This window comes from Allostreptomyces psammosilenae, from assembly GCF_013407765.1.
GTDB lineage: Bacteria > Actinomycetota > Actinomycetes > Streptomycetales > Streptomycetaceae > Allostreptomyces > Allostreptomyces psammosilenae.
Genome location: NZ_JACBZD010000001.1, coordinates 4,209,709 through 4,232,318, shown reverse-complemented (window position 1 = coordinate 4,232,318; position 22,610 = coordinate 4,209,709). Strand labels below are relative to the sequence as shown.

The following is a 22,610-nucleotide window of genomic DNA, read 5'->3' as shown; positions in this document are numbered from 1 at the left end:
GTCAGCCCTCCGGATCGTCGACGAGGATCTTCGCGGCGCGGGCCGCGTGGACCAGGGCACGGCGGGCGTAGCCCGGATCGGCCCCGGCCAACCCGCAGGCAGGGGTGACCACCACCGAGGTGGCCAGCGAGGTGGGGGGAAGCCCGATCCGGCGCCACAGCGCCCTGACACCACTGACGCTACCGGCCGGGTCCGACAACGGATCGCGGGCCGGACGCGGTGTCGCGCCGGCTTGCGCCGACGGGGTGGCGGGCGCCGACGCGCGCGCGGCGGCGCTGGTCAGCGAGGTGGGAACGGCCCCGGCGAACAGCCGGACCCCGGACTCCACGGCCTCGGCGATCTCGTCGTCCTGCTCCTGGGAGAGCAGCGCGACGTCCAGCGACACGCCCCGGGCACCGGCCCGGCGCAGCAGGGCGACCGGCACCCGGCGGGCACAGCAGTGCACCACCACCGGGATCCGCGCCGCCTCCCGCTCCGCCGCCAACCGTTCCGCCTCCCGCCGCGCCGCCTCAGGATCCGCGCCCGCGTGCTCCGGGGCGTGGCCGTCCCGGGCGTGGCGGTCCGCCACCTGGCCCTCGGCCACCTCGGCGCGGACGGCGGCCGGCGGGACCGCGACGGCCACCGCGTCGATCACGCCGCGCAGCGCCTCCTGGACGATCGCCGCCTCCACCGGCGGGACGCGCCGGTAGCCGCTGGCGGTGGGCACCCCGCCGGCCAGCACGGCCGGCAGCGACGGCTCGTCGAGCTGGAGCAGCAGCCGTGCGCCCGGGATCCGCCGGGCCAGCGCCCTCAGGTGGTCGCGCACCCCCTCGACCAGCGAGGCGGCCAGGTCGCGGCAGGCGCCGGCGTCCGACAGCGCCGGCTCACCGGAACGCAGCTCCGTGCCGGCGGCGAGCGTCCACGGCCCGACGACCTGCACCTTCAGCGCCCCCTCGTACCCTTGGGTGAACTCCTCCAGGGTGTCGAGGTCCTCGCGCATCCAGGCCGCGGCGCGGCGCATGTCCCGGCCGGGCCGGTCGGTGATCCGCCACCCGGACGGCTCCACCTGCGCGTGCAACTCGGCCAGCAGGCCCAGGGTGCGGCCGAGCATGTCCGCGCCGGGGCCACGCGCCGGCAGCTCGGGCAGGTGGGGCAGCTGCTCCAGCGCGCCGACCACGGTACGGACGGCCTCGCGGACGTCCGTGCCCGGCATCGAGCCCACACCGGTGGCGGCTCCGGACATCTGGGGGAAGGAGGAATCCGTGCTCACCCGGGGAAGCGTAGGAGATCGCCGCGCCCACCGCGCGCGGCGGGCCTCGCGCGCCGCCCCTCCCCAGACGAGTCCCCGTCCCCCGGGGGGCGGGCCGTCTCCCCGCGCCCCCGGGAGGACGGCGCCGGCGCCCGCGCGGCCGGGACCGGAGCGATCCCCCCACGGACGTCCACCGACCCGCTGGTGTCCCGCCCCGGCGTCCGGGATGATCTCGCGCGTGTCCGTCATCCCGAACGTCCCCAGCCAGCTCCGGCAGCGCCTGCGGCCGCAGCCCAGCGGCCACCTCGTGGTGTGCGGCGACAACCCGTTGGCCCTGCGGCTGACCACCGAGCTCGCCCGGTTGTACGCGGAACCGGTCACCGTGCTGCTGCCCTCCCGGCAGCGCAACCACGGCCCGGGGATCGAGGCCCTGGCCCGCGACCCGGCGCTGTCGGTGCGGATCGTCGAGGCGGCGACCGTCGACGACGACGCGTTACGGCGCGCCGGCGTCGAGCGGGCCGTGGCACTGGCGCTCACCTCCGGCGACGACCAGGCCAACATCCACACCGCGCTGCGGGCACGCCGGCTCAACCCCCGGCTGCGGCTGGTGGTGCGGGTCTTCAACCGCAGCCTCGGCAAGCGGGTGCGGGAACTGCTGGACAAGGCGGCGCTCAGCGCCGGGTACGCGTCGGAGGCGACGACGACGGTGCTGTCCGCCTCGGCGACCGCCGCGCCGGCCATGGTGACCGCCGCCCTGGTCGGGCACGGGCACACCCTGGAGGTGGACGGGCGGGTGCTGCGCACCGCCGAGTACCCCCAGCAGCACGTCCCCGGGGGACGCCTGCTCAGCACGCTGGCGCTGCGCCCCGCCGAGGCGACCGCCCAGGCCGGCGGCGCCGGCAGCGCCACGGGCCTGGACGAACCGCTGCTGCTGCCCAGTCAGCGACAGATCGCCGAAGCCCCGCCGAACACGGTGCGGGTGGGGCTGGAGCGGCTGCCCGACCGGTTCGCCCCGCGGGGCACCCCGCTCTCCCAGCGCCTGCCGGGGCTGCCGTTCGGCATCCTGTTCTCCCGGCGGCTCCAGGCCGCGTTCGCGGCGGTCGCCGGCATGGTGCTCCTGTACGCGCTGCTCACCTGGCTGTCCACCGACTACGCGCCGCTCAGCTCGCTGTACGTGGCGCTGCTGGACGTGCTGGGCCTGGCCGAACCGGCGCTCGGCATGGGATGGGAGCGGCAGGTCCTCCAGGTGCTGACCGCGCTCAGCGGCATGGCGCTGATCCCCCTGCTGCTCGCGGTGGTGCTGGAGAACATGAGCTCCTTCCGGGCGGCCTCCTCGATGCGCCGCCCACCGCGCAACCTGACCGGGCACGTGGTGGTCGTGGGGCTGGGAAACGTGGGCACCCGGGTGCTGGACCGGCTGTGCGAACTGCGGGTGCCCGTGGTGTGCGTGGAGCGGGATCCGCAGGCCCGCGGCATCGAACGGGCCCGCGAGGCCCGGGTGCCGGTGGTGATCGGCGACGCCACCTCCCCCGAGGTGCTGGCCGAGGCCCGGGTCGGGCGCAGCCGGGCGCTGATGACGATGACCAGCGACGAGACCACCAACCTGGAGGCGGCGCTCGCCGCCCGCGAGGAGCGCGAGGACCTGCGGGTGGTGATGCGGCTGTTCGACGACGGCTTCGCCACCGCCGTCTACCGGGCGATGCGTGACTCCTACCCGCGCGCGGTGACCAGGAGCCGCAGCGTCTCCTACCTGGCGGCACCCACCTTCGCCGGGGCGATGATGGGGCGCCAGGTGATCGGCGCGATCCCGATCGGCCGGCGGGTGCTGCTGGTGGCGGTGGTGGACGTGGCGGACCGGCCGGAGATGGCCGGGCTGACAATCTCGCAGGCGGACCGGCCGGGCATGTGGCGGATCCTGGCCCTGGACCTGACCGGCGTGGCGGAGCGCCGCCGCGACCTCGGCCTGCCGCCCGACACCGGCGAGCAGTTCATGCCGTCGGGGCTGCTGTGGGGACCGCCCCGGGAGTACGTGCTGGGCGAGGCGGACCGGCTGGTGGTCGTCGCCACCCGGCAGGGCCTGGGCGGCCTGCTGCAGCGCACCAGCGACGAGTGGACGCCCACCTTCCCCCCGCCCGGGGACAGCTGATCGCGGCGGGCGGCGGCGCGGCCGGCCGTCAGGAGGCCGGGGCGGGCTCCTCCGGGCGGCGGCGGGTGCGGTCGATGGTGGCGGAGCCGACGACGCGCGTGCCGTCGTAGAGCACCACGGCCTGCCCGGGGGCGATCCCGCGGGCCGGGCGCTGGAGGGTGACCCGCAGCTCACCGGCGTCGGCGGCGAACTCGGCGGTCACCGGCACCTCCTCGCCGTGGGCCCGCAGCTGCGCCGTGTAGCTGCCGCTGCCGACCGGCGGGGTGCCGCACCAGCGGGGCCGGATGCCGGTCAGGGCGGTCACGTCCAGGGCGTCCGCCGGGCCGACCGTGACCGTGTTGTCCACCGGCGAGATGTCCAGCACGTACCGGGGCTTGCCGTCGGGCGCCGGGGTGCCGATGCGCAGGCCCCGGCGCTGGCCGACGGTGAAGCCGTGGGTTCCCTCGTGGGTGCCGACCTGCCGTCCCTCGGTGTCCACGATGGCGCCGGGGCGGCTGCCCAGCCGGCGGGCCAGGAACCCCTGGGTGTCGCCGTCGGCGATGAAGCAGATGTCGTGGCTGTCCGGCTTGCGGGCGACCGCCAGCCCGCGCCGCTCCGCCTCCTCGCGGACGGCGTCCTTGGTGGTGTCGCCCAGCGGGAACATCGCGTGCGCGAGCTGCTCGGCGTCCAGCACGCCCAGCACGTACGACTGGTCCTTGCCCGGGTCCACGGCGCGGTGCAGCTCGCGGGTGACCGTGCCGTCGGCCCCGGTGCGCTCCACCACGCGCGCGTAGTGGCCGGTGCACACGGCGTCGAAGCCGAGGGCCAGGGCGCGGTCCAGCAGCGCGGCGAACTTGATCTTCTCGTTGCAGCGCAGGCAGGGGTTCGGGGTGCGTCCGGCGGCGTACTCCGCGTAGAAGTCCTCCACCACGTCCTGCCGGAACCGCTCGGCGAGGTCCCAGACGTAGAACGGGATGCCGATGACGTCGGCGGCGCGGCGGGCGTCCCGGGAGTCCTCCAGGGTGCAGCAGCCGCGCGCGCCGGTGCGGAAGGACTGCGGGTTGGTGGACAGCGCCAGGTGCACGCCGGTGACGTCGTGCCCGGCCTCGACGGCGCGGGCGGCGGCCACCGCGGAGTCCACCCCGCCGGACATGGCTGCGAGCACCCGCAGCGGACGGCCGGTGGTGCCGCCCGCCGTTCTCGCTGCCGGGTCCCCGGCGGGCGTGGCGGCTGGGGCGCCGGCCGGGCGGTCGGCGGGCGCGGGCTGGGAGGCGGGGCTGTGGCTCATGATGCGTACCAGAGTACGAGCCCGGCGCGGCGCGCTGCCACGCCCTCGTGGGCCGCCGGCCCCGCACCTGGTCCGCCCGGCCGGGTGGGCCACGGCGGGACGCGGACCGGCGCGACGTGATCCCCGGAGCGGGGAGGTCGGCGGGTGCGCCGGGTCAGACGGCGGCGCCGGCGCGGCGGGCGCGCTCCACGGCCGGGCCGATGGCCTCCGCCACCGCCGCCACGTCCTCCTCGGTGGAGGTGTGCCCGAAGGAGAACCGCAGCGAGCCGCGCGCACGCTCCGGGCTCTGCCCCATGGCCAGCAGCACGTGGCTCGGCTGGGCGACCCCGGCGGAGCAGGCCGATCCGGTGGAGCACTCGATGCCGCGGGCGTCCAGCAGCAGCAGCAGCGAGTCACCCTCGCAGCCGGGGAAGGTGAAGTGCGCGTTCGCCGGCAGGCGGGCCCCCGTCCCCGGTCCGGGATCGCCGTTGAGCACCGCGTCCGGCACCGCCTCACGGACCCGCCGCACCAGCTCGTCGCGGAGCGCGGCGACGTGCCGCACGTGCTCCGGGCGGCGCTCCTCGGCGATGGTGGCGGCGGTGGCGAAGGCGGCGGCGGCCGGGACGTCCAGCGTGCCGGAGCGGACGTCCCGCTCCTGCCCGCCGCCGTGCAGCAGCGGCACGGGAGTGTGCCCGCGCCCCAGCAGCAGCGCGCCGATCCCGATCGGCCCGCCGATCTTGTGGGCGCTCAGCGTGACGGCGTCCAGGCCGGATTCGGCGAAGGAGACGGGGAGCTGGCCGAACGCCTGCACGGCGTCCGCGTGCATCGGGATCCCGTACTCCCGCGCCACCCCGGCCAGCTCCCGGATCGGCTGGACCGTGCCCACCTCGTTGTTCGCCCACATCACGGTGACCAGCGCGACGTCCGCCGGGTTCCGCCCGATCGCCTCGCGCAGCGCCTCCGGGTGCACCCGGCCGTGGCCGTCGACCGGCAGCCAGTCCACCCGGGCGCCCTCGTGGCGCTCCAGCCACTCCACGGCGTCCAGCACCGCGTGGTGCTCCACCGGGCTGGCCAGCACCCGGCGGCGGGCCGGGTCGGCGGCACGCCGCTCCCAGTACAGGCCCTTGACCGCGAGGTTGTCCGCCTCCGTGCCGCCGGAGGTGAACACCACCTCGCCGGGGCGGGCGCCGGCCGCGGCGGCCAGCGCCTCCCGGGACTCCTCCAGGACGCGGCGGGCACGCCGGCCGGCCGCGTGCAGCGAGGAGGCGTTGCCGACGCCGGTGAGGTGGTCGGCCATCACCCGGACGGCTTCCGGGAGCATCGGGGTCGTGGCCGCGTGGTCGAGGTAGGGCATCGTGCTGCCAGTGTAAGAGCCGTGCCCCCGGCGGATCGCGGCCGGGTCGGCGAGGAGCGCCCCACCGGGCGCGCGCCTCACGGCCGGACGTAGAACGGGGCCACCATGTCGCGCAGCCACTCCCCCACCGGGTCCTGCGCCACGTCCGGCAGGACGATGGAGACGCCCCACGGCACCGGCGCCACGCCCAGGGCGCGCCCCAGCGCGTTCGTCGCCGCCACCTGGTCCTCCGGCTCGTAGCGGTCCATCTCGACCGCCACGAACAGCATCGGCGCGTCCTGCTCGACGCGGGCCAGGGCGCGCCGCGCCGTCCGCACCACCGGCACCAGCGCCAGCTCCCCGGCGGCCTTGGCGACGAACTCCACCGGATCCTCGCGCGGATCCGGCACCCACATCCGCACCCGCCCCCCGGTCACCGGCCCCGCGTACGGATCGGGCCGTCGGGCCCGGGCGACGTCCAGCACGGCCTCCGGCGGCAGCGGTATGCCCACCTCCCCGCCCGGGTTGATCACCATGCCGATGTCCGGGGGCAGGCCGCGGGCGAACTCCCAGGCCGGCGCCAGGGTGCCGGCCATGCCGCCGGCGGCCCGGCGGAACTGCTCGTCCGAGCTGAACACCGGGACGTAGCGGCCGTCGCCGATCCGGGTGGTGGGGACGTTCAGCCCCGAGGCGCCCGGGCTTCCGCCGGGCCCGGGGCCGCCGGGCAGCGGGACCCACACCGGGCTGCGGGAGAGCACCTCCACCAGGTCGGGCACGGCGTGCGGATTGCCGAGTGCCGCCACCAGGGCGTGCTCCAGCTCGTTCTCCGGAAACGCCATCGTCCGCACCACCGATCCCTCGGGCCGTCACTCCGCGCCGATCCTAAGGCGTGGCCCCCGCCGCGGGGCGGCCCCGGACAGCGGCCGCCGCCCGGCCGTGGGAGCACGGCCGGTGGTGCCCGGGCGGTGCCTCCCGGGCAGTGATGCCGGCCGGTGGTGCCCGGGCGGTGCCTCCCGGGCGCGGGCGCGCGGGTCCCCCGCGGACGGTCAGGCCAGGGGGCGTCCGTTCGGGGACGTCCGGTTCTCCGGACCGGCCGGACGGGCCGGCCCCGCCGACTCCTCGCCGAACCGCAGCCCAGTCAACTGGTCGGCCGCCGGCCGGTCCAGCAGCAGCACGCTCGCCACCCCCACCGACGCCAACCGGCCCGCGCCCGCCTCGGCCGCCCCAACCAGCCGCCGGGCGGCACGCAGATGCCGGCGGAACGCGTAGTGGGTCACCGTGCGCCCACGCACCCGCTGGCCGGCCAGGGCCACCAGCGGCGGCACGTCCAGCAGCAGCAGATGGGCGGCGCGCCCCTGCGCCCGGGCGGTGCGCACGATCCAGCGCCGCACCAGCGGCAGCGTCCCGCAGTCGTGCACCACCACGCTTCCCCCGGCGCGCAGGGCCCGCAGCACCCCCAGGTAGTGCGCCACCCGCACGATCGGGCGGTAGAGGGCGTACGGCAGCGCGGCCGGGAGCGCGGCCGCCCAGCGCTCCCGCACCTCCTGCGAGTCCAGGAACGGGACGGCGCCGCCCGCGCAGGCCGCCGGCCCCGCCTTTCCGGGCCGCTCCGTCCGCTCGGCCTGCTCCGTCCCACTCTGCTCCGGGGCGTCGACGACCGGCAGCAGCCGCCGCATCAGGGTGCTCTTGCCGCTGCCCGGCAGACCGGAGACGATCAGCACGTCGCCCGCCGGGTAGTCCAGCTGACGGGTGTCCGACCGTCCCCGCAGATCGATCACCACCGCCCCGGCCGACCCGGCGACCGCGGCAGGGGTGCGGATGGTGGATGTGGTGACGGCCGGGATGGCCGCCGGCACCGCCGTGCCGGCCGCCGCGCCCGCCACGCGCGGTGGGCGGCCTGTCGCTGGTATCGCTGCCATGCGTCCCCCGTAGAGCTCTGCCCGGAGCGGTGCCCCGGGGTCTGCTGGAATGCGTGCCCCGTGCGGTGCTGGTGCACGTCTGTTACGGCACCAGTTGTTCCTTCAAGATTCTCCTTCAAGGGATCGTAAAACCCACGGCCTTTCCCGAGGCGTCGCGCGCCGCTCCCCCGCGCCGGGCGCGTCCCGTGCCCCGGGACGGCAGGGTGACCGGCCCGGCGTGCCGCGGACCCCGCACACCGGGCAGGGCCGCCATGAGCGATGATCGTGCCAGGTCGGCCCGGGGGCGACACGCCTCCGGGCCGACCGACGGTCACCGGCCCGCGGCCGGCCCGGAGCGGACACCCCACGGCCCCACCCCCGGCCGGTGGGCACACCACGACGAGGAGCTGAGCTTTGGAGACCTCCCCCACCACGCGGGAGACCCCCCTGGCGGCGGTGCACACGGAACTCGGCGCCACCATGACCGACTTCGCCGGCTGGCGGATGCCGCTGCGCTACACCAGCGAACGCGAGGAACACCAGGCGGTCCGCACCCGGGCCGGCCTGTTCGACCTCTCCCACATGGGAGAGGTCACCGTGCTCGGGCCCGAGGCCGCCCCCGCCCTGGACGCCGCCCTGATCGGCGACATCTCCGGCCTGGCCGTCGGACGCGCCCGCTACACGATGATCTGCGCCGAGGACGGCGGCGTCCTCGACGACCTGATCGTCTACCGCACCGGCGGGAACGAGTACCTGGTGGTGGCCAACGCCGCCAACACCGACGTGGTGGTCCACGCGCTCACCGAACGCGCCGCCGGGTACGACGCCGAGGTGCGGGACGACCGGGAGCGGTACGCGCTGATCGCGGTCCAGGGGCCGGCCGCCGCCGGCATCGTGGCGGAGGTGTGCGACGCCGAGCTGGAGGCCCTGCGCTACTACGCGGCGGTCCCCGCCACCGTGCTGGGCCGGGCCGTGCTGCTCGCCCGCACCGGATACACCGGCGAGGACGGCTTCGAACTGTTCTGCGCGCCCGGCGACGCGGAGGCCCTGTGGCGCGGCCTGCTGGAGCGGGGCGCGGGCGCCGGCCTGGTGCCGGCGGGGCTGTCCTGCCGCGACACCCTGCGGCTGGAGGCCGGGATGCCGCTGTACGGCCACGAGCTGAACCGCTCGACCACGCCCTTCGACGCGGGACTCGGCCGCACCGTGCGCTTCGACAAGGCGGGCGGCGGCGTCGACTTCGTCGGCCGAGCCGCGCTGGAGCGGATCGCCGCCGAGGGGCCGGGGCGGGCCCTGGTGGGGCTGCGCACCTCCGGTCGGCGCGTGCCGCGCGCCGGCTACGCCGTGCTGGATCCGGCCACCGGGGAACCGGTCGGCGAGGTGACCTCCGGCGCGCCGTCGCCGACCCTGGGCGAGCCGATCGCGATGGCCTACGTGCCGCCGGCGATGTCCCACCCCGACACGGTGGTCGCCATCGACGTGCGCGGCCGCCCCGAGGAGGCGCGGGTCGTCCCGCTGCCGTTCTACCAGCGTCGGCGCTGACTCACCCACCTGACACCGGCACACCTTTCCGCCCGTTCGGGAAACCCGTTTCGGGACACACCGGCACCCGGCCCATCCTCCCGGGTGCCCCGCACAGATGGGGCAGAATTACGCCATGAGCAACCCGCCGCACCTGAAGTACAGCAAGGAGCACGAGTGGGTCTCCCTCGGCGACGGGGACACCGTGACCGTGGGCATCACCAAGCACGCGGCTGACGCCCTCGGGGACGTGGTCCACGTCGAGCTCCCGAGTGTCGGCGACACCGTGTCGGCCGGTGAGACCTGTGGCGAGCTGGAGTCCACCAAGTCGGTGAGCGACCTGTACTCGCCGGTCTCCGGTGAGGTCGTGGAGGTCAACGCGGAGGTGCAGGAGAACCCGGGGCTGGTCAACGAGGGCCCGTTCACCGAGGGATGGCTGTTCCGGGTCCGCGTGTCGGACGACGCGGGCACCGCCGAACTGCTGAGCGCCGAGGAGTACACGGCCTTCGCCGAGGGCTGATCCCCCCTCCCCTCCCCTCCCCTCCCCCCTCCCACCCTCCCCGTCCTCCGCCCACCCGCTCCTCGCCCCGCCCGCCGCCCCTCCGCCCGCCCCTCGTCCCGCCCGTCCGCTGCCCGCCCGCTCCTCGCGCCCGTCCGCCCGTCCCTTCCGCTCCCGCCCGTCCCTTTCCGCCCTGTCCCTTCCCGGCTTCCCGGTACGACGCCCACCCCGCCACGGGGCGGCCGCAGCGGCGGCCCCGTGACCCGGTACCCAACCGCCGGTCACCGGCGTTCCACGCCTCGGCGTTCCATCCCGGCCCCGCCACACCCGACTGGAGATTCACCCCCGTGACGGTCCTCAACAGCCACCTCAGCGATGTCGACCCCGAGGTCGCGGCCGCTGTCGACGCCGAGCTCAAGCGCCAGCAGACCACGCTGGAGATGATCGCCTCCGAGAACTTCGCCCCGCTGGCCGTGCTTGAGGCGCAGGGCTCGGTCCTCACCAACAAGTACGCCGAGGGGTACCCCGGGCGCCGCTACTACGGTGGCTGCGAGCACGTCGACGTCATCGAGCAGCTCGCCATCGACCGGGTCAAGGCCCTGTTCGGCGCCGAGGCCGCCAACGTCCAGCCGCACTCCGGCGCGCAGGCCAACGCCGCCGCCATGTTCGCCCTCCTCCAGCCCGGTGACACCATCCTCGGCCTCAGCCTCGCCCACGGCGGCCACCTCACCCACGGGATGAAGATCAACTTCTCGGGCAAGCTCTACAACGTCGTCCCCTACCAGGTCTCCGCCGAGGACTACCGCGTCGACATGGCCGAGGTCGAACGCCTCGCCAAGGAGCACCGCCCCAAGCTGATCGTCGCGGGCTGGTCCGCCTACCCCCGCCAGCTCGACTTCGCTGCCTTCCGCCGCATCGCCGATGAGGTCGGCGCCTACCTCATGGTCGACATGGCGCACTTCGCCGGTCTCGTCGCCGCTGGTCTCCACCCCTCTCCCGTTCCTCACGCCCACGTCGTCACCACCACCACCCACAAGACCCTGGGTGGGCCTCGCGGTGGCGTCATCCTCAGCACCGCCGAACTCGCCAAGAAGATCAACTCGGCGGTCTTCCCCGGCCAGCAGGGCGGGCCCCTGGAGCACGTCATCGCCGCCAAGGCCGTCGCCTTCAAGGTCGCCGCCGGCGACGACTTCAGGGAGCGCCAGACCCGCACCCTGGCCGGCGCCCGCATCCTGGCCGACCGGCTCACCCAACCCGACGTCACCGACGCCGGCATCTCCGTCCTCACCGGCGGCACCGACGTCCACCTCGTCCTCGTCGACCTCCGCGACTCCACCCTCGACGGTCAGCAGGCCGAGGACCGCCTGCACTCCATCGGCATCACCGTCAACCGCAACGCCGTCCCCTTCGACCCCCGTCCGCCGATGGTCACCTCCGGTCTGCGCATCGGCACCCCCGCCCTCGCCACCCGGGGCTTCCAGACGGAGGACTTCACCGAGGTCGCCGACATCATCGCCCAGGCCCTCACCCCCGACTTCACCGACGAGCTCGCGGCCGCGCTGCGCACCCGCGTCACCGCCCTCGCGGAGAAGTACCCGCTCTACCCGGGGCTGTGACCGCGTTCAGCGCGAGCTGAGCGACGCACGCCGTCGGCGGTCGGGGCGTCACACGCCCCCTCTCGCCGAGTTCGCGAAGCCCCAGGTGTGACCGCCGTGGTGAAGGCGCCCCGACGCGCCCTCACCACGGCGGCGCGCATTCGCGACCAAGTGCTTAGAAGGCACCTGCTCCGGGCCCGGGAAATCGGGGCGCGCCCGGGGACGTGGGTGTGGCAGGGTGGCGGACCGGTAGGTCAGGCCCCGTCCCCACCAGTCCCACCGCAGGAGCGCCGATGACGACACCGCCACGCCTGGTCCCGTTGCTGGAGCAGTTCGACTTCGCGTACGAGCGCCTCCTCGGCCGGATGGCCGGACCAGTCGTGGACAGCGGCAACGGGACAGACGTCGCGGTCACTCCGCTGACCGACGAGGAGTACTTCTGGGAGCCGGTGCCGGGCTGCTGGTCGGTCCGGCGGCGGTCGGACGGTCCGGGGGCGCGCGCCACCCATCTGACCGGTGCCGGGGACTGGGGACGTGACGCCGCGCCGGCCCCGCATCCCGAACCGCCACCGTTCACCACCATCGCGTGGCGCCTGACTCACCTCAGCGAGATGCTCACCCTCCGCGCCGACCACACGGTGGGCAGCCACACGCTGACCCGGGACGACTACTCCGTCAGCGGAGACGCCGCCGGCGCCATCGCGGCCTTCGACGCCGGGGCCAAGGCCTGGCGGGAGGCGTTGCTGGGCGCCGACGACACCGCGCTCGACACGGTCGGGCACAGCACCTACCCCCACGGCAGCGACCCGGAGGACCCGTTCATCGACACGGTCTGGTGGGTCAACCAGGAACTGCTGCACCACGGTGCCGAGATCGCCCTGCTCCGTGACCTGTTCCGGGCGCGCCGCGGCTGAGCCGCCGCTGAGCCGCCGGCGGGTCTAGGAGGTCGCCACCACGGTCGTGGCGGTTATGACGCTGGCCACGACGGCGGCGTGCACGGCCTCGATGGCCTTGCGGACGGCTGGTGGGGCCCAGCTGCCTTCCGCCACCTGTGCCATGCGCTGCTTCACCGCTTGCCGGTCGGCCTCGGGGAAGACGAAGCGGTGCAGCTTGGCGCCGTGCAGCACGGCTATCAGGGCGGCCGTGCGCTCGTCGGGCTCCTCGGCGTCGAGCACGACGCGGGCGAGCCGGGCGCGCAGTTCCTCCTCCGGCCGGCCGTCGGCCTCGGGGTAGCGGCGGATCGGGAAGATGCCGAGGACGCGCCGGGTCTCCTCCCGGACCAGGCCCTTGTCCAGCAGGCCCTGGCGGGCGCCGGCCACGGCGTCCCGGGTGAGCAGGTAGACCCAGTCCTTGGTCTTGCCGGGCTTCTTCAGCTTGGCGAGCCTGGCGAGGGCTGCGTCCAGGGCGGGAACGCCGAGCGGGGTTTCGTCCCGTACGACCACGCGGCCGTCGGAGACGTCGATCCGGCCGGCCAGGGCCAACTCCAGCAGCAGGCCCGCGGCGATCGCGGCGTCCGTCCGCTGCTGCTCGCCGCGCGCCCCCGTCTCGTCGTCCAGCGAGAGCAACAGGATCTGCTCGCTCAGTGTGACGTCCATGTCGTTGTCCCTCCCCGTGTGGTTCTCCTCCATCATGCCGCGATCGCGCGCCCGACCGGGTCACTCGATCGGGTGGATCTTGGCCGGATGTGCCCGCGACGAGGGCCGCCGGTGGGCTATTCCACCGTGGCGGCGTCCTCCGGGGCGCCGTGGGCGATGGCGGCGAGCGTCTCCAGCGCCCGGTCGAGCGTCTCGGTCGGCGGTGAGGCGATGCCGATGCGCACCGCGCCCGGCGCCGCGCGGGGGCCGACGACGAACGCGGCGCCCGGGGTGACGGCGATCCCCCGCCGGGCCGCCGCGGCGACGAAGGTGTCCGCCCGCCACGGCTCGGGCAGCTCCCACCAGCAGTAGTAGGCGTGCGGATCGGCGCGCACGGTGAAGCCGGCCAGGTGCCGGTGGACCAGGCGCTGCCGGTCCGCCGCGTCCCGGCGCTTGGCCTCGCCGATCACCCCGACCGTGCCGTCGGCGATCCAGCGGGTCGCGGCGTCGAGGGCGACCCCGGTGGCCGCCCAGGCGCCCGAGCGCAGGGCGGCGGCGACGCGGTCGGCCACGCTCGCCGGGGTCACCGCGAACCCCACGGCGAGGCCGGGGGCGAGGCGTTTGGAGAGGCTGTCGACGAGGATGGTGCGCTCCGGCGCCAGGGCGGCGAGCGGTGGCGGCCCGTCGGTCAGGAAGGCCCAGATGGTGTCCTCGATCGCGTAGGCGTCCATGCGGCGCAGTTCGCGGGCCAGTTCGGCCCGGCGCCGCTCGGGCATGGTGACGCCGAGCGGGTTGTGCAGCGTCGGCTGCAGGTAGACGGCGCGCAGCGGCGCGCCGCGGTGGGCGGCGGCGAGGGCGTCGGGGCGCAGGCCGGACTCGTCGGTGGCCAGCGGGACCAGGATTGCACCGAGGCGTGCCGCGATTGACTTGAACTGGGGGTAGGTGAGCGCCTCGACTCCAAGGCGTTCGCCGGGGCGGACCAGCGCGGCGACGGCCGCGGCGATCGCGGCCCGGCCGTTGGCGGCGAACAGCAGCCGTTCCGGGGCCGGGGCCCAGCCGGCCCGGGTGAGCAGCGCGGCGGCGGCCTCGCGGGCCCGCGGTGTCCCGGTGGGGCCGATCGGGCGCATGGCGCCGGCGAGCGCGTCGGGGCGGGCGAGGTGGGCCAGCCCGCGCGCGAGGAGCTCGGACTGCTCGGGAACGAGGGGGTAGTTCAGCTCCAGGTCGATCCGCGCCGCGGCGGGCTCGGCGAGGGCGGGGCCGGCGGTGCGCGGGGCAGCCCGGACGAAGGTGCCGCGGCCGACCTCGCCGACGACGAGGCCGCGGCGGGCGAGTTCGCGGTAGACGCGGTTGGCGGTGGAGTTGGCGATGCCGCGCTGGCGGGCGAAGGCGCGCTGCGGGAGGAGGCGGTCCCCGGGGCGCAGCCGTCCCGCCGCGATGTCGGCCGCCACCGCGTCGGCGACCAGTCGGTAGTCCTCCATGGGCTGCCACCCCTCCTCGTCCGCGCGCGCCCCGCGTCCGCGCCGCGGTCTCGGCGGTGCCGGGGTGGGGCGGCGGTGCGCGTGCCGGGTGGTCCCGGCGACGGCGACGGTCGTCGTGTGAGGGACCAAGCATATTGCACCGAGAGCAATATAATTATTGCACTCGCTCTTTCTCCTCAATAGCATCGAGCTGTCACAGCATCGAGCCGTCACCCGGGCACGGGGGGTCGCGCACTCCCCCGGCGGCCCGGCCGCGGCGGTGGGGAAAGAGGTGGGTCTGGTGAGCACGGCGTCGGTGGGTGGGATCACCATCGGGTACTACGACTCGGCCGTTCGGGGCGAGCCGGGCGAGGGGGTGCCGCTGGTGCTGATCCACGGCCACCCCTTCGACCGGTCGATGTGGGGGCCGCAGGTGGCCGAGTTCGCCGCGGCCGGCCGTCGGGTGATCACCCCGGACCTGCGCGGTTACGGCGCCAGCGAGGTGGTCCCCGGGGTCACGCCGCTGGCCGCCTTCGCCGGGGACGTCGCCGCCCTGCTGGACCACCTGGGGGTCGGCGAGGCGGTGGTCGGCGGGCTGTCCATGGGCGGTCAGATCGTGATGGAGTTCCACCGCCGCTTTCCCGAGCGGGTGCGGGGGCTGCTGCTCGCCGACACCTCACCCGTCGCCGAGACCGCCGAGGGCCGGCGGTGGCGCCACGAGATGGCCGACCGGCTGGTCCGGGAGGGCCTGCGGGGGTACGCCGAGGAAGTGCTGCCGCGGATGGTGGCGCCGTACAACATCGAGGCGCTGCCGGCGGTCGCCGAGCACGTGCTGGCGATGATGTGCAGCACGCCCGCGCAGGGCGCGGCGGCGGCGCTTCGGGGGCGGGCCGAGCGTCCCGACTACACGGACTCGCTCACCGGCGTCTCGGTGCCGACGCTGATCGCGGTGGGCAGGGACGACGAGTTCACTCCGGTCGCGGACGCCGAGCTGATGCACCGCCTCATCCCGGGGTCGACCCTCACCGTCATTCCGGGTGCCGCGCACATGCCAAATCTGGAGCGGCCAGCCGAGTTCAACCAGGCGCTGCGTGCGCTGCTGAAGGAGGTCGACGGCGAGTGATCGCCGGGTGTGCGCGGCTGACGCCCTTCGGAGGCTCCGCCACCATTCGACACGCAGCGGAAACGCGTGCGTCACCCGGTTCCGGGGCGGCTGGGCCGGCTCGTCGGGGCTGCCGCCGGTCGCCACTCCAGGTCACGGCCGACACGGCGGCCGGACCTTCCGGCAGGGCGTTCGGGGCGTCAAAGAATCAAGGGACATGCCCTAGACGGCGGAACATGACAAACCCTATGGTCTAGACCGCGCTGGTCTAGACCTGAGTTCGCCGCTCCCCGGCGACCCATCCGGCCGGCGCCCCTCGTCCGCATGCCGTCCCGCCCCCCGAGGAGCAGATCATGCGCGTTCGGATCAGCACCGTCTTAGTCGGCCTGGCCGCCCTGGGGCTCCCGCTCGCCTTCGCCGGCACCGCCCAGGGCCACGGCTACACCAACAGCCCGCCCAGCCGCGCCGCCCTGTGCAACCAGGGCGTCGTCACCGGCTGCGGCGAGATCCAGTGGGAGCCGCAGAGCGTCGAGGGCCCGAAGGGCTTCCCCGCCGCCGGCCCCGCCGACGGCCGGATCTGCGCCGGCGGCAACACCCGCTTCGCGCAGCTCGACGACCCGCGCGGAGGCGGCTGGCCCACCACCCCGCTCACCTCCGGGCAGACCTTCGACTTCACCTGGCGGATCAGCGCGGCCCACGCCACCACCTCGTTCCGGTACTACATCACCAGGAACGGCTGGGACCCCACCCAGCCGCTCACCCGCGCCGCGCTGGAGCCCGCGCCGTTCCTGCACGTGCCCTACAACGGCGCCAGGCCCGGAACGACGGTCACCCACCGCGGCACGGTCCCGGCCGGCAAGACCGGACGGCACCTGATCCTCGCCGTGTGGGACATCGCCGACACCGGCAACGCCTTCTACTCCTGCTCGGACGTCAGGTTCTGAGCCGACCGGGGAGGCCGGTCGATCCACCCCCGGCCCGGGCGGGAGCGACCGGCCCCCTGCGGCCGCACCAGGACGTCGGGCCGGCACGGCGCGACGAGGCGACGGCCGGCCCGACCCGGAGGCCGGCCCCGGAGGCTTTGGGCCCGCCGGGGCCGCACCCGTCGCCGGGGTGTCGGGCGCCGGGCGCCGGGGTATCGGGCGCCGGGGCGCCGAGCGCCGGGCACCCAGGGATCCGCCGGGCATGACGGCGCGTGCCGGTCAGAAGATGAGAACCCGGGTCGGGACGGCATTTCTCAGACATTTCTCAGGCTTGAGACGTGTCTCGCCCCACAAATCCCAGGCATTGTGAGCTGTTCGTCTAGCTTGCCCGTTTTGACCGTTTGCCCGCCCGGGGCCGTGGCTGCGATAGTCGGGCATGCCGACGGCGCCAACCGGCTCCGGCGGCCTCCTCCAGGTCCATCCCTTGACCCGGGTACGGCCTGACCTCCGCACCAACACCCCCTTGCACGGTGCGGACGGCCGGAAAAGGTCCCTCGGCGTGCAACCAACCACGCCGTGGGACCTTCGGCCTTCCCGGGGAGGGGACGAGCCCGCCGAAGGGCTCAGCGCGTCCGGCGCGCGGGAAGGCGCAGCTCGAACCAGACCGCCTTCCCCCGGGGCAGCAGGTCCGCTCCCCAGCGGTAGGCCAGTTGGTCCACCATCCGCAGCCCGCGCACGGCCTGCGGTTCCGGACCGGCGTCGATCAGGCACGGCAGCGCCTTCGACGGGTCACGGACCTCCACCCGCACCCGGCCGGGCCGGCGCTCCAGCCGCAGCCCCACGCTGCCGCCCCCGGTGTGCCGGACGGAGTTCACCACCAGCTCGGTGACCAGCCGCGTCGCGGTGTCGTTCAACGCCTCCAGGTCCCACAGGGCCAGCACGGCCCGGACCACCCGGCGCGCGGTGGCGGCCGGCTGGTCGGTCGAGGACAGCCGCAGCTCCTCCAGCGCGTCATAGGAGAAGGGGCCGGTGCCGGGCGGGACGGCCAGCGCCGCGGGCGGTTCCTCCAGCCGCTGCCTGGCGGCGCGCGCCGTCGACGGTGCTGGGGGGACGGCCGTCGCGGCGCCGACCTGGATCGACGGAGGACCATCCCGACGGAGACGTTCTCGGGGCGGGGGTTCCGGTGATCCGGCGTCGGGCAACGACCGTGCGGGGTGTCCACCGGGTGCCATGACCCCATCATGATGGTCCGTGACACTCTGTGTGGGATGTTCGGTGAAATGGTGGAGGACGCGTCGGGAGGGGCACCGGCCGCCCCCGCCCCACCACCGAAACGGGCGGGACGGCCCACCGGAACGGAAAGGGGGCGGCGCGGAGCCTGCCACTCCGCGCCGCCCCCTGCCGCCGCCGCTCCCGCGGGCGGCGGCCTGCTACAGGGCCGAGCCGGCCACCCACTCGTCCCACGGCATGTTCCAGCCGTTGAGGCCGTTGTCCGGGGCGATGGTGACGTCGTCGCTGTTCTTGACGATCAGTACGTCGCCGAGGAGGGACTCCTCGTAGAACCACTGCGCCGGGGTGTTGCCCCCGCCGCCCTGCCGGGCCTCCAGGCCGACGCAGCCGTGGCTGACGTTGGCCGATCCGAAGGTGTCCGAGCTGCTCCAGTAGTTGCCGTGCACGAAGGTGCCGGAGGTGGACAGGCGCATCGCGTACGGCACGTCCGGGATGTCGTACTCGCCGCCGAAGCCGACGGTGTCCCCGTTCATCCGGGTGACCTCGTGCTTCTCCGAGATCACCATGATGCCGTTGTAGGTCGGGGTCTCCGGGGAGCCGGCCGAGATCGGGATCTCCCGCAGCACCTCGCCGTCCCGCTCCACGACCATGGTGTGCGCCTCGGCGTCCACCGTGCTGATCTGCGAGCGGCCGATGGTGAAGGAGACGTCCTTGCTCTGCGTGCCGTAGATGCCCTCGGCACCCTCGACGCCGCTCAGCCGCAGGCTGAGCGTGACCTTGGTGCCCGGCTCCCAGTACTCCTCCGGACGGAAGTCCAGACGGGTGCTGCTGAACCAGTGCGGCGCGATCTCCACCTCGGGCTCGGCGGTGACGGTGATGTGCTGCTCGACGTCCGCCTGGTTGGTGATCTCGCGGTTGAAGTTGATCGACACCGGCATGCCGACGCCGACCGTGCTGCCGTCCTCGGGGGTGAAGAAGCCGATGAAGGTGTCCGCCGCGGTGACCGTGGTGAAGGTCGCGGTCTGCGCGGCCTCCAGGCCGGCGGCGTCCTCCGCGGTGGCGGTGACGTGGTACTCCGTGCCGTTGGCCAGGCGGTTGACCGGCTGCCAGGTGGCGCCGTCCTCGCTCAGCTCGCCCTCGACCTCGTTGCCCTCGGCGTCGGTGACCTCCACCGAGGTGAGCTCGCCGTCACGGACGCTGACCTTGAGCTCGTCGGTGGCGACGTTGTCGGAGCCGTCCTCGGGCGTGATGGCCAGCACGGCCGTGGAGACGGTGGCCTCGGCGGAACCGTCGTCCGGGGCCCCCGAACCGCCGCCGGAACCACCGGCACCACCCGACGAAGCGCCGCCGCCACTACAGGCGGTGATCATGAGCAGGGCGCCGAGCAGCAGCGCCACCAGACCGACACCCCTGTCCCGACGCGGCCCCCGACCCGATATGCGCCCGGGAGCCCGCCTCCCCTCTGCCTGTATCAACTCGCACTCCCTCGTTCGTACGTCCGCAATCCCTACACGCGCGGACGTGGCCGTCGGTTCCCGTTCAGCAGCCCATACCAACCTCCTACGAGCAGCTCAGATGCCTGCGGGGACCGTCGGCGGGACAGCCGAGGGCTCCTAGGGCCACGGTCGCCGCCCCCCGCGTGTTCCGCCACCGCACGGGTGGACGGACACGGCGCGAGGCCCCCCACGGGTGACGGCGGCTCGCGCCTGGGCATCGCTGTTCGGCGCCCCGGAGCGGGGCGCTGACAGTCGAACGGGAACGCGTTCGAGGATACGTTTCGCTACTCCGAACGGTTCAGCGCGGGCCGCCGCCACGACGCCATCCGGACAGCCCCGAAAGGGCCCACTCGATCACCCGGGGCCACATCCCCTTACAATGTGCGCCCGATCCAACACGAGTGGTCACCGAACGGCCCTTCACGGGCGCCCGCAGCCGCCGGGGCGGGGCCACCGGGGGACCGTTCCGCGCCCCGGTCGCGACCGGATCGGTACAAGACCGGGAACAGGCTGTCTCCATACCGTTCCCGGCCGCGCGTGCAGACCCGGGCCGGAAGGGGAACGACACGGTTAACGGTCCGGAAATCGACAGGCAACACCAGGCCGCAACGGGGAGCGCGCACCGCGACGGCGGACGGGCCCGCGGCACCACCGCGCGGCCGGCGCGGGTAGGAGGGTCGGATGACCTCGTGGCACAGCACCGATGAGCGGCCGGCACCGGCACGCGAACACACCGGCGTCGCCACGGCCACCCCAGCCCGCCCGAACAGCCCAACCGGTCCAGCCGCCCGAGCGACCACAGCCGTCCCGGCCACCCCAGCCGTCCCGGCCACCCCAGCCGCCCCGGCCACCGCAGCCGCCCCAGGACGCCTGGCCCACCCGGGCGCCACCGGCACCCCGAGTGACGCCGCCACAGCCGCCCCGGCCGCGGAGCCCTCCGCCTCCCCGTCCGGCCCGGCCACCTGGGCGGTGCCGCCCGGCTCCGCCGACCCCCTCGGCGCCCGCCCCGGCACCGGCCCCGACGGCACCCCGGGCACCAACTTCGCCGTGCGCGCCGCCGACGGCATCGACCTCGTCGAACTCTGCCTCTTCGACGACGACGACGCCGAGATCCGCTGCCCGCTGTGGCCCGGCCCCGACCACGTCTGGCACGGCTTCGTGCCCGGCGTCGGCCCCGGCACCCGCTACGGCTACCGGGTCCACGGCCCGTGGGACCCGTGGACCGGCCGCCGCCACAACCCCGCCAAGCTGCTCCTGGACCCCTACGCGCGGGCCGTCGACGGCGAGTTCCTCGACCACCCGGCCAGCTACGGGCACGTCCGGGACTGGCCCGAGCCCTGGGCCGCCGACACCGTGCGCGACGACCGCGACTCCGCCCCGCACGTCCCCAAGGGCGTCGTCGTCGCCGACCGCGACCCGGCCGCGCCCGACGGCGACCTCGGCCCCCGCCCCGGCACCCCCTGGCCGGACACCGTGCTGTACGAACTGCACGTCAGGGGGTTCACCGCGCGCCACCCCGGCATCCCCGCCGAGCTGCGCGGCACCTACGCCGGCCTCGCCCACCCGGCCGCCGTCGAGCACCTGCGGCGGCTCGGCGTCACCGCGGTCGAACTGCTCCCCGTCCACCACCACGTCAGCGAACCCCACCTGCTCGCCCGCGGCCTCACCAACGCCTGGGGCTACAACACCCTCGCCTACTTCGCCCCGCACGCCGGATACGCGGCGGCCGACAGCCGCGGCGGCCAGGTCGAGGAGTTCCGCCACATGGTGCGCACCCTGCACCGGGCCGGGATCGAGGTCATCCTCGACGTGGTCTACAACCACACCGCCGAGGGCGGCGAACTCGGACCGACGCTCTCGCTGCGCGGCCTGGACAACGCCGGCCACTACCGGCTGCGCGCCGACGACCCGCGCCGCCACGAGGACGTCACCGGCTGCGGCAACACCCTGGACGCCGAGCGGCCGCAGGTCGTCCGCCTGGTCTGCGACTCGCTGCGCCACTGGGTGACCGAGATGGGCGTGGACGGCTTCCGCTTCGACCTGGCCACCGTGCTGGCCCGCACCCGGCAGGGCGTCGACATGTACGCCCCGCTGCTCACCGCCATCGGCCAGGACCCGGTGCTCTCCCGGGTCAAGCTGATCGCGGAGCCGTGGGACATCGGCCCGGACGGCTACCGGGTGGGCGGCTTCCCCGCGCCCTGGGCCGAGTGGAACGACCGCTACCGCGACGCCGTGCGGGACTTCTGGCGCGGCGCCGCCCCGGACGTGCGGGAACTCGGCTACCGGCTCACCGGCTCCTCCGACCTCTACCAGCACTCCGGCCGCCGCCCCTGGGCCTCCGTCAACTACGTCACCTCCCACGACGGTTTCACCCTGCGCGACCTGGTCTCCTACGCGCGCAAACACAACGAGCCCAACGGCGAGCAGGGGCGGGACGGCAGCGACGACAACCGCTCCTGGAACTGCGGCGTGGAGGGGGAGACCACCGACCCCGCCGTGCTCGCCGAACGCTTCCGCGCCCTCCGCGCGCTGCTGGCGACGCTGCTGCTCTCCACCGGCGTGCCCATGCTCACCGCCGGGGACGAACTCGGCCGGACCCAGCGCGGCAACAACAACGCCTACTGCCAGGACAACCCCACCAGCTGGCTGGACTGGTCACCGGTCACCGGCGACGCAACCGCCCCGGAGCCAGCCCCCGCCTCCGCCTGGGAGGACCTCACCGATCCGGCCGACCGCCGGGCGCTGCTCGCACTGACCACCCGCCTGCTGGCGCTCCGCCGCGCGCACCCGGTGCTGCGCCGGCCGGACTTCCTCACCGGCCGGCCCGGGCCTGACGGCCGCCGCGACATCGTCTGGTTCACCGCCGACGGGCGGCCCATGGAGGACGCCGACTGGTACGCCTCGGCCACCACGCTCGCCTGTCACCTGGACGGCGGGCTCAGCGGGCACACCGACGCGTGGGGGCGACCGCTCGCCGGGGACGGCCTGCTGCTCGTGCTGCACGCGGGCGCGGAACCGCTGCGGTTCGTGTTGCCCGGGCCCGAGTGGGCCGCCCGCTACCGGACGCTGCTGGACACCTCCCGGCCGGAGGGGGCGGCCGACCCCGCGCGGGATACGGGCCCGGCGCACCCGGCCGGCAGCGTCATCGACGTCCCGGGGCGCTGCGTGCTGGTGCTGCGCGCCGAACCGGCCGCCGCGGCGGAGGACTGACCCGCTCCGCGCGCAGCGGCGGGGCCGCGGCGCCGGGAGGGACCGCGGTGAGCGGCCGGGACGGGCCGGGGCCGGCGGCCGGGAGGGGCACCGGCCCCTCGACCGGGCGGAGGTAATTGACGCGACAGCCGTCCACGCGAACCGTAACGTGACCG

General features: G+C 75.1%; 17 protein-coding genes. 8 read left to right on the top strand and 9 right to left on the bottom strand.

Annotated elements, in window-relative coordinates; all coding sequences use genetic code 11:
* Position 1 precedes the first annotated feature (1 nt).
* On the bottom strand, positions 2-1,222 hold the full coding sequence (locus FHU37_RS28335) for a methionine synthase (RefSeq protein WP_246451000.1): 1,221 nt from the start codon (positions 1,220-1,222) through the stop codon (positions 2-4).
* A 244-nt stretch (positions 1,223-1,466) separates the two neighbouring features.
* On the opposite strand from FHU37_RS28335, the gene FHU37_RS17515 reads away from it, so the two are divergent.
* Positions 1,467-3,374 carry an NAD-binding protein gene (locus FHU37_RS17515; RefSeq protein WP_312892653.1) on the top strand — a complete coding sequence of 636 codons (1,908 nt, stop codon included), beginning with the start codon at positions 1,467-1,469 and terminating at the stop codon, positions 3,372-3,374.
* Positions 3,375-3,402: 28 nt separating this feature from the next.
* On the opposite strand, the gene mnmA is transcribed toward FHU37_RS17515, so the two are convergent.
* From mnmA to FHU37_RS17495, 4 genes are all read right to left on the bottom strand, one after another.
* Positions 3,403-4,641: a tRNA 2-thiouridine(34) synthase MnmA gene (gene mnmA, locus FHU37_RS17510; RefSeq protein ID WP_179815102.1), complete on the bottom strand. Its 1,239-nt coding sequence runs from the start codon at positions 4,639-4,641 to the stop codon at positions 3,403-3,405.
* A 154-nt stretch (positions 4,642-4,795) separates the two neighbouring features.
* The gene (locus FHU37_RS17505; RefSeq protein WP_179815101.1) at positions 4,796-5,974 is read right to left on the bottom strand and encodes a cysteine desulfurase family protein; all 1,179 of its coding nucleotides are present in this window, start codon (positions 5,972-5,974) and stop codon (positions 4,796-4,798) included.
* Positions 5,975-6,051: 77 nt separating this feature from the next.
* A complete protein-coding gene (locus FHU37_RS17500; protein ID WP_179815100.1) occupies positions 6,052-6,792 on the bottom strand; it encodes an enhanced serine sensitivity protein SseB C-terminal domain-containing protein in 741 nt (246 codons plus the stop codon).
* Positions 6,793-6,999: 207 nt separating this feature from the next.
* Positions 7,000-7,872 (bottom strand): P-loop nucleotide/nucleoside kinase family protein, encoded by an 873-nt coding sequence (locus tag FHU37_RS17495; RefSeq protein WP_179815099.1) that lies wholly within the window; start codon positions 7,870-7,872, stop codon positions 7,000-7,002.
* A 393-nt stretch (positions 7,873-8,265) separates the two neighbouring features.
* Here FHU37_RS17495 and gcvT point away from each other — a divergent pair, with 393 nt between their 5' ends.
* The 4 genes from gcvT to FHU37_RS17475 all read left to right on the top strand — a co-directional run bounded on the left by gcvT (position 8,266) and on the right by FHU37_RS17475 (position 12,377).
* Positions 8,266-9,390, top strand: a complete 1,125-nt coding sequence (gcvT, locus tag FHU37_RS17490; RefSeq protein ID WP_179815098.1) for a glycine cleavage system aminomethyltransferase GcvT — start codon at positions 8,266-8,268, stop codon at positions 9,388-9,390.
* A 115-nt stretch (positions 9,391-9,505) separates the two neighbouring features.
* On the top strand, positions 9,506-9,889 hold the full coding sequence (gcvH, locus tag FHU37_RS17485) for a glycine cleavage system protein GcvH (protein WP_179815097.1): 384 nt from the start codon (positions 9,506-9,508) through the stop codon (positions 9,887-9,889).
* 326 nt (positions 9,890-10,215) lie between these two features.
* Entirely contained in the window at positions 10,216-11,484 is a 1,269-nt protein-coding gene (glyA, locus tag FHU37_RS17480; protein ID WP_179815096.1) for a serine hydroxymethyltransferase, read from the top strand.
* 272 nt (positions 11,485-11,756) lie between these two features.
* Positions 11,757-12,377 carry a DinB family protein gene (locus tag FHU37_RS17475; protein ID WP_179815095.1) on the top strand — a complete coding sequence of 207 codons (621 nt, stop codon included), beginning with the start codon at positions 11,757-11,759 and terminating at the stop codon, positions 12,375-12,377.
* A 24-nt stretch (positions 12,378-12,401) separates the two neighbouring features.
* On the opposite strand, the gene FHU37_RS17470 is transcribed toward FHU37_RS17475, so the two are convergent.
* Both FHU37_RS17470 and FHU37_RS17465 read right to left on the bottom strand, forming a co-directional pair.
* Positions 12,402-13,058 carry a GOLPH3/VPS74 family protein gene (locus FHU37_RS17470; RefSeq protein WP_179815094.1) on the bottom strand — a complete coding sequence of 219 codons (657 nt, stop codon included), beginning with the start codon at positions 13,056-13,058 and terminating at the stop codon, positions 12,402-12,404.
* A gap of 116 nt (positions 13,059-13,174) precedes the next feature.
* Positions 13,175-14,515 (bottom strand): aminotransferase-like domain-containing protein, encoded by a 1,341-nt coding sequence (locus FHU37_RS17465; protein ID WP_179815093.1) that lies wholly within the window; start codon positions 14,513-14,515, stop codon positions 13,175-13,177.
* A 280-nt stretch (positions 14,516-14,795) separates the two neighbouring features.
* Between FHU37_RS17465 and FHU37_RS17460 the strand changes: the two genes are divergently transcribed.
* Both FHU37_RS17460 and FHU37_RS17455 read left to right on the top strand, forming a co-directional pair.
* Complete coding sequence (locus tag FHU37_RS17460) at positions 14,796-15,617, top strand: alpha/beta fold hydrolase (RefSeq protein ID WP_179815092.1); 822 nt, start codon at positions 14,796-14,798, stop codon at positions 15,615-15,617.
* A 332-nt stretch (positions 15,618-15,949) separates the two neighbouring features.
* Positions 15,950-16,540 carry a lytic polysaccharide monooxygenase auxiliary activity family 9 protein gene (locus FHU37_RS17455; RefSeq protein ID WP_179815091.1) on the top strand — a complete coding sequence of 197 codons (591 nt, stop codon included), beginning with the start codon at positions 15,950-15,952 and terminating at the stop codon, positions 16,538-16,540.
* A gap of 602 nt (positions 16,541-17,142) precedes the next feature.
* Here FHU37_RS17455 and FHU37_RS28330 read toward each other — a convergent pair.
* Positions 17,143-17,751 carry an ATP-binding protein gene (locus FHU37_RS28330; RefSeq protein ID WP_246449953.1) on the bottom strand — a complete coding sequence of 203 codons (609 nt, stop codon included), beginning with the start codon at positions 17,749-17,751 and terminating at the stop codon, positions 17,143-17,145.
* Positions 17,752-17,949: 198 nt separating this feature from the next.
* Positions 17,950-19,119, bottom strand: coding sequence for a L,D-transpeptidase (locus FHU37_RS17445; RefSeq protein WP_179816353.1), 1,170 nt, complete (start codon positions 19,117-19,119; stop codon positions 17,950-17,952).
* Between the two features lie 807 nt (positions 19,120-19,926).
* On the opposite strand from FHU37_RS17445, the gene glgX reads away from it, so the two are divergent.
* The gene (gene glgX / locus FHU37_RS17440; RefSeq protein ID WP_179815090.1) at positions 19,927-22,455 is read left to right on the top strand and encodes a glycogen debranching protein GlgX; all 2,529 of its coding nucleotides are present in this window, start codon (positions 19,927-19,929) and stop codon (positions 22,453-22,455) included.
* Positions 22,456-22,610: the final 155 nt, after the last annotated feature.

Coding starts and splice junctions, on each gene's coding strand:
- FHU37_RS28330 (WP_246449953.1), bottom strand. CDS start 17,751: ATGGCACCCGGTGGACACCCCGCACGGTCGTTGCCCGACGCCGGATCA.
- FHU37_RS17505 (WP_179815101.1), bottom strand. CDS start 5,974: ATGCCCTACCTCGACCACGCGGCCACGACCCCGATGCTCCCGGAAGCC.
- FHU37_RS17455 (WP_179815091.1), top strand. CDS start 15,950: ATGCGCGTTCGGATCAGCACCGTCTTAGTCGGCCTGGCCGCCCTGGGG.
- FHU37_RS17470 (WP_179815094.1), bottom strand. CDS start 13,058: ATGGACGTCACACTGAGCGAGCAGATCCTGTTGCTCTCGCTGGACGAC.
- FHU37_RS17475 (WP_179815095.1), top strand. CDS start 11,757: ATGACGACACCGCCACGCCTGGTCCCGTTGCTGGAGCAGTTCGACTTC.
- glgX (WP_179815090.1), top strand. CDS start 19,927: ATGACCTCGTGGCACAGCACCGATGAGCGGCCGGCACCGGCACGCGAA.
- mnmA (WP_179815102.1), bottom strand. CDS start 4,641: ATGAGCCACAGCCCCGCCTCCCAGCCCGCGCCCGCCGACCGCCCGGCC.
- gcvH (WP_179815097.1), top strand. CDS start 9,506: ATGAGCAACCCGCCGCACCTGAAGTACAGCAAGGAGCACGAGTGGGTC.
- FHU37_RS17495 (WP_179815099.1), bottom strand. CDS start 7,872: ATGGCAGCGATACCAGCGACAGGCCGCCCACCGCGCGTGGCGGGCGCG.
- FHU37_RS17445 (WP_179816353.1), bottom strand. CDS start 19,119: ATGATCACCGCCTGTAGTGGCGGCGGCGCTTCGTCGGGTGGTGCCGGT.
- FHU37_RS28335 (WP_246451000.1), bottom strand. CDS start 1,222: ATGTCCGGAGCCGCCACCGGTGTGGGCTCGATGCCGGGCACGGACGTC.
- FHU37_RS17500 (WP_179815100.1), bottom strand. CDS start 6,792: ATGGCGTTTCCGGAGAACGAGCTGGAGCACGCCCTGGTGGCGGCACTC.
- FHU37_RS17465 (WP_179815093.1), bottom strand. CDS start 14,515: ATGGAGGACTACCGACTGGTCGCCGACGCGGTGGCGGCCGACATCGCG.